Here is a 7,409-nt window from a genome sequence, read left to right on the forward strand (position 1 = left end):
GAGGATATCCCCTATGCCCTCGTCGAGCCATCTGTCTCTACTCCTTCAGATTAATTAAATCCTGGGGCGCAACTGCCCCTTTTTCCGTAATAATCCCTGCAATCAACGCCGCAGGAGTAACATCAAACGCGGGATTATAATACTCCACACCGGCTGGTGTAATCTGGGTTTCTCCCACTTGCGCCACTTCTTGACTATCGCGCTCTTCGATCGGAATTTCTCCGCCATCGGCTAACTTAAAATCCACGGTAGACAGGGGAGCCGCAACATAAAACGGAATATTGTGAGCTTTCGCCGCCAGAGCCACACTATAGGTTCCAATTTTATTGGCCGTATCCCCATTGGCGCTAATGCGATCGGCTCCCACTACGACTGCATCAATCCTACCTTGTTGCATACAATGGGCCGCCATATTATCCGTAATCACCGTAACCGGTATTCCTTCTTGCACGCATTCCCAAGCCGTCAACTTTGCCCCTTGCAACCGGGGGCGAGTTTCGTCCGCATAGACACGCTTCAACCGTCCCTGTGCCCAAGCACTTCTCACCACCCCTAAAGCTGTTCCATACCCGGCTGTAGCCAAAGCCCCGGCATTGCAGTGAGTTAACAGATTTAACCGATCTGGCGTATCTGGTAATACTTTAACCCCCTCTTCTCCGATCGCCTGACAAGTCTGTATATCCTCTTGTTGGATCTGTTCAGCCTCAGCCAACAATTGGGACTGAATTTCCCCGACAGAACCGGATATATTCCGAGCCGTTTCTAACATCCGTTGAATAGCCCAAAACAAATTCACCGCCGTTGGGCGAGTTTGTTTGAGCCTTTCCGCCACTGCTTCGAGTTGCTCCAGAAACAGGGCACGCTCTTGAGTTTGAATTTCCCGCGCTCCTAAAGCCATGCCATAAGCTGCCGAAACTCCGATCGCCGGAGCGCCTCGCACAATCATTGTTTTAATCGCCCGTGCCATCTCAGATGAGTTACGAATGCTCACCGTTGTATATTCTCCCGGTAGGCAAGTTTGATCGATCAGAATCACGCATTGATAGTCTCGATCCCAACGCACAGGATAAACCGGAGTATTGCAAACCATGGGACTTGAATTTACTATTTTTGACCTTTCTATAGTAATACTCTATAGTAATACAGCTAATACAGCATTTCCCTATCTTAATGATTCTGCCGTATCGGAATTTCAATGATAAACCTTGTTCCCTTGCCCACATCCGAGAAACAGCTTAACTGTCCATGATGTTTTTTCACAATAATTTCATAACTAATCGATAAGCCTAAACCCGTGCCATTACCCACCGGTTTGGTTGTAAAAAAGGCATCAAAAATTTTAGGCTGAATCGATGCAGGAATTCCTGGCCCATTATCGGCGATCGCAATCGAAACCCAATGGGGCTGTTGGATCTCAGTCGTAATTGTAATTTGATTGGGAGATTGAACCAGTTCCTCCCAAGATCGGCATTTATTCTGCTCTTCAAAAATATCAAGTGCATTCACTAAAATATTCATAAACACCTGATTAAGCTGTCCTGGATAGCATTCAATCAAGGGCAATTTTTCATAGTTCCGAATCACTTTAATCCCTGGATTTGTAGGGGTTTGATTCAATCGATTCCCCAAAATCATCAATGCACTTTCAATCCCATCATGGATATCCACAACCTTGAAATCAGATTCATCTAACCGGGAAAACACCCGTAAAGACAAAACAATTTGCCGAATGCGATTAGTTCCCACCTGCATAGACTGTAACAGTTCAGGCAAGTCTTCACGAATAAATCCAATCTCCAATTCATCTTTTAATGCGGTCAGTTTTTGGCTTGGATGTTCTAATTCCTGTTCGTAAGCATCAAGTAATTTTAATAAATCATCCACATAATCAACGGCATGGATTAGATTGCCGTAAATGAAATTAACTGGATTATTGATCTCGTGGGCAATTCCTGCCACTAATTGACCCAAACTAGACATTTTTTCGGTTTGTACCAATTGGCTTTGAGTGCGTTTGAGCTGCTGTAAAGTTGTCGATAACTCGGCGGTTCGTTCCGCGACTCGTTGTTCGAGTTGATGGGTTAACTCTTGTAGAGCGAATTGGGTGCGTTCCCGTTCTTCAATTTCCGCTTGTAATTGTAAATTTTGCTTGTCTAATTCTTCTTCGGCTAACTCTTGACTTTCTTCACTTAGGACAAACCACCAAGCTCCCACTGCACATAGGACTAAGAGTAAAGAATAGATTTTTAAGAACAGAGTGGTAATGAAGGGAATCTCTTCGGCTGGAACCTGGGCAGATTCCCACACTCCAAAGAAGAAGACTAAACCTAAGACGGCTCCACTGGTTCCGGCTAAGAGGAAAAAGCCGCCTAAAAAGCGGATAACCCGTTTGAGAAATTGGGGAGAAAAGTGTTGTCCAATTGGGGAGATCCACCCCTGGGAAAACCAGAACAATTGAGTTTCTGCGGTATGCTTACAGGCATCATGACAATGGGCTTCTAGGGTGCAACAGAGGGAACAAATGTGGCCCTGATAAATGGGACAATAGGCACTATCGGCCGGTTCGTAGTGCTGTTCGCAAATGGAGCATTGAATCAGGGAGGGACTGAGGTTGATGCGATCGCGGAGTTCGTTTGTACGGGCGATATAATATTTTCCCTGGGTTATCCAAGCCAATAGGGGCGATAAAATCAGGGCAATGCCCAAGGCTAAAAAGGCGGAATAGGCTTGCAGATAAGGGCCCAAGAGTCCCAGAAAGGCGATAATGGCAACTGCGGAGGCGATCGCCATGGAACCAAAGCCGACGGGATTGATATTGTAGAGATAGGCTCGCTTAAACTCGATATAGGAAGGGCTGAGTTTCAGGGGTTTATTAATGACTAAATCGGCGACTAATGCCCCGATCCAGGCGATCGCCACATTGGAATATAGCCCCAAAACCGCCTCCAGAGTCTCAAATACGCCTAATTCCATCAGCAGCAGGGCGATCGTCACATTAAACACTAACCAGACTACCCGCCCCGGATGAGAATGGGTCACACGGGAGAAAAAATTAGACCAAGCCAACGATCCTCCATAGGCATTGGTAACATTAATTTTCACTTGAGAAATTATCACAAATAGGGTCGCCACGGCCAACACTACCCCCGGATCGTCAAACATATCCGCAAACCCACCCAGATACATTTGAATCGGTTGTTTAGCTTCACTTTCGGCCAATCCATGGGCGATCGCCAAAGCTGCTAAAAAAGACCCCCCTAACTGTTTCGCCATGCCCAAAAACACCCAACCCGGCCCTGCTGCTAACACAGCTAACCACCATTTCCAAGCATTTTCCGAGGTCTTTTCCGGCAAAAACCGTAAATAATCCACCTGTTCTCCTAACTGGGCAATCATAGCCAAAGACACCGTTGCTGCTGACCCAAACAACAGGGAATTGAACCCCGTTCCACTCGCTGAATGTCCGGCAAAATCAAGCCAATATTGAAATGCCCCCGGCTCCTTATAGGCCACAAAAACATAGGGCGAAATCATCAAACATAACCAAATCGGCTGCGTCCACAGTTGCAACTGATTAATCAACGTCACCCCATAGAAAACTAAGGGAATAATCACCACCGAACAGACCAAATAGCCCCAAGCCAAGGGTAAATGAAAATATAACTCCAAGGCTTGGGCCATAATTGCCGCTTCTAAGGCAAAGAAAATAAAGGTAAACGAAGCATAAACCAAGGACGTAAGGGTTGAGCCGATATAGCCAAATCCTGCACCCCTGGTCAACAAATCCATATCAATACTGTATTTGGCGGCATAATAGGTAATGGGCACACCCGCCAGAAAAATAATTAAGCCTGAAAATAAAATCGCCCAAAATGCATTGGTAAATCCATAATTGATTAATAAAGAAGCTCCGATCGCCTCCAATGCCAGAAAAGAGATCCCCCCAAGCGCCGTATTTGCCACCAAAAACTCCGACCATTTACGGAAAGATTTGGGGGCATAGCGCAGAGAATAATCTTCTAGGGTTTCATTGGCTACCCAAGTATTATAATCTCGCCGCTCTTTAACGATGCCTTTAACCAGATTCTTCATCAACAGAGTCATAGAATGTGTATCTCATTGACCAACGTTAGAGGTTGACCTTTATGGTTCGATCTACAGTTCGGTAAAGTTTTTTAGCGACGATAGAGTATTCTACCCGCTCATCTAAGGGGGTTTTGCTTAAGATAGATGCTTTCAGTAATGATAAATATCTTAAATCAACTCGATGCTGGCCGCAGTGTCTCACGCTACTATAGTATTCTGTGCCAGATAAGGGGGACTCTGGGCGATCGCTAGGTTTGGCAATGGAAATGTATGTTTTAGAAATGGGGATAGAATAAAGACAAACAACGCTACTGTTTGCGTATCGATGGATTTCATTACTCAACCCAAGGCTCGGTTAATCGGTTCTACGGCTTTGTTAGCCGGAGGAACGGTGTGTGGGGGTGTCTTGGGCACTTCCGTGGCTTCCGTGGTTGCGGGGATTATTGCTAATGATGTGATACCCCAGCACATGGAGAATCTGACGGTGCGGTTGCGGGATAGTCGGGGGCAATTGCATAATCATGATTTAGCGGAAGCGGTGGGGCTGGCTATAGGGCTGCTGATTAAAGCCAGAGCAGAGGCGGGAACCTATCCGGGATCGAAGAAGGGGCTGGTATCCCTGGCTGAATATACTGTCAAACACTGGAAAACCATCGCTAAAGACTTAGAAAATCAGAAAAATGAGAAATTTGACCTGATTCAGGATAGCCAGGTTTTGGGCTTATTTAGCCAGGCTCTAGGTCAGAAACCCGTGAAGGTGTTGACGGAGCCGGATTGGTTGGCATTATTGCATGAATTGTGCGATCGCCTGCATCAGGAACATTTGGACAGACAGGAATATGTGTTTCAGTATGGCTTCAATGGATTAGATTTTGCCGTTCCTGCTGCTCTGTTCCCTACCATTAAATGTCATCTTCCCCCTGAAGATGTATTAAAAAAATTGGCAACAGAGTTAGATGAAAAGTTTGCTTTTGCTTTGCAAGAGGTGTTAAAAGCCGATTTTGATAAGGGGGGCAAAGCCTTTGGGAAGTTTACCATAGCCATGTTGGGAGCAATTCACAACGGGTTGCAGCAGGTGCAGGTTTCCCAGGAAAAGCAAGAGCAGTTGAACCAAGCATTAGCAAAATTGGGGGAGCTTCAGCAGGACTTAGCCAGGAATGAGGCGCGGTTTCGGCAGTTATCCGAGCAGTTGGGTGTGGGGATAGAGGTGATTTTAGGGGAAATTGGCATTACTCAGGATATCCTCAGCCGCTTGCGGGGATGGTTATATGGTGAATTAAGTCAGATTGGCAAAACATTGGCAGAGATTCAAGATATTGCCAGTGACAATAGCAGAAAGCTTGATGATTTGCTCGACAGAGTTGGGACATTGACACCCACACCCCAACCGGAAAGCACTTCATCTGTTTTCGGGGATGCTTTGCCTCAGATTAATGATTGGCAAGAGAGAGAAGAATTAGCCACAATTCATAGATGGTTGGATAATGGAAATCGGAAATTAGGGATTATTGTCGGCATAGCGGGGATGGGGAAAACTGCCCTCGCGGTCAAGGTATGTCTAGAGCGCCAGGATTTTGTCGGTAAATATTGGGCAGAGTTGGGGAATCCTCCTCTGTTTTCGATTTGGGCAAAGCAGGTTTTGCGAGAGTTGGTGGGGGTATCCCAAGACATTTTAGAAAACACGCTCGATACTCAGTTATCGAAAATGCTCGTCGAGAAGTTACAACAGAAGCGATTTTTGCTGGTGTTGGATAACTTTGAGTCAGTAGTCAAGAATGAGGACTATTTAGAATTTTTGCAACGCTGTTTACGGTGTTTAACAACTGGCGATCAGACAGAGATTTTGGTGACGACGCAGGTTGAACCTCAATTATCCTGGATACACACCCCCCAGATATTGCCTTTAAAATTCGGATTATCGAAATCAAAAGGAGCGCAGTTGTTAGCAGCGCGGGGAGTTGAGGGAACCGATGAGGAACGGGAGCAATTTTCCCAGAAAGTAAGCGGACATCCGTTAACGTTAAGTCTAGCGGGAGGGATGTTAAGCACTCAGAGAGGAGATGAGCGGATAACCTTGGCTGAGTTAACGACAGATATTAGTCAAGCAATACAGCAGCTTAAAGGAAGGCATCGCGAAGAAGAAAATGTGCCGTTACTGGTCGTTTTGGATCGGTGCTGGAGTTGTGTATCTCCAGTTTGGCAAGAGCGGTTATTGCTGCTTACGGTATTGCGCCAAGGGTTTGATCGCCCTCTGGTCGAAGCGATAGTCAGAGGGAGTATTGGAGATGAGGAACTGCCTAATTTAGCGATTCAAGGGTTTCTGGTGGCTTTGGAGAAAAAAGACAAGGAAAAGCTACAACGCTACGAGTTTCAACCGTTTATTTTGCAGTATTTGCGGTGTCGTGTTGAGGATGTAAGAGAAGCGCACAAGCGAGCAGTGGAGGTGTATCGCAGTCGGTGTGAAATGCCGGAAGATTGGAAAACGGCAACGGTTGAGGATGTGCAGGATTATTTGGAGTTGTTTTATCATCTGTGCCAGTTGGGAGAGTATGAACAGGCATTTGATGTGATTTACAGTAATCCAAGTCAAAAAGAATCAGTAACCAAGTTCTTGCATATACGGGGTTACAACGCCCTACTCATTGAACTATATCTGCAATTAGTGCCCCATTTACCCAACCAGCAAGACTGGCGCTATCCTGCCTCTTTGACAAGCTTAGGCAACGCTTACCATTCCCAAGGAGACGACGAAAGCGCTATATCCTACCACCAGCAGTCTCTGAAAATCTCTCAACAAATCCGCGATCGCTCTGGCATTGCCACTTCTTTCAACAACTTAGGCAGTGCTTACTATTTCCAAGGAGACTACCGAAAAGCTATGTTCTACCACCACAAGTCTCTGACAATAACAAGAAAAATTGGCGATCGCTCTGGCATTGCCACTTCTTTGATGAACTTAGGCAGTGCTTACTATTCCCAAGGAGACTACGAAAGAGCCATATCCTTCCACCAGCAGTCTCTGGAAATTAAACAAGAAATCGGCGATCGCTCTGGCATTGCCAATTCTTTCAACAACTTAGGCAACGTTTACTATGCCCAAGGAGACTACGAAAGAGCCATATCCTATGATCAGCAGTCTCTGGAAATCAAACGAGAAATTGGCGATCGCTCTGGCATTGCCTCTTCTTTGGTCAACTTAGGCAGTGCTTACCATTCCCAAGGAGACTACGAAAGTGCCATATCCTTCTACCAGCAGTCTCTGGAAATCTTTCAACAAATCGGCGATCGCTCTGGCATTGCCTCTTCTTTGGGCAACTTAGGCA

At 45.9% G+C, this 7,409-nt stretch carries 3 protein-coding genes; 1 reads left to right on the forward strand and 2 read right to left on the reverse strand.

Annotation, left to right across the window (positions count from 1 at the left end; translation table 11 throughout):
• Positions 1-37: 37 nt before the first annotated feature.
• Both mtnA and PMG25_RS18800 read right to left on the reverse strand, forming a co-directional pair.
• A complete protein-coding gene (mtnA, locus tag PMG25_RS18795; protein ID WP_283768430.1) occupies positions 38-1,090 on the reverse strand; it encodes an S-methyl-5-thioribose-1-phosphate isomerase in 1,053 nt (350 codons plus the stop codon).
• 77 nt (positions 1,091-1,167) lie between these two features.
• A complete protein-coding gene (locus tag PMG25_RS18800) occupies positions 1,168-4,104 on the reverse strand; it encodes an ATP-binding protein (RefSeq protein WP_283768431.1) in 2,937 nt (978 codons plus the stop codon).
• Between the two features lie 307 nt (positions 4,105-4,411).
• On the opposite strand from PMG25_RS18800, the gene PMG25_RS18805 reads away from it, so the two are divergent.
• Positions 4,412-7,409 (forward strand): tetratricopeptide repeat protein (locus tag PMG25_RS18805; protein ID WP_283768432.1); only part of this gene is annotated, 2,998 nt, incomplete at its 3' end.

The organism is Roseofilum capinflatum BLCC-M114 (genome assembly GCF_030068505.1).
GTDB classification, from domain to species: domain Bacteria; phylum Cyanobacteriota; class Cyanobacteriia; order Cyanobacteriales; family Desertifilaceae; genus Roseofilum; species Roseofilum capinflatum.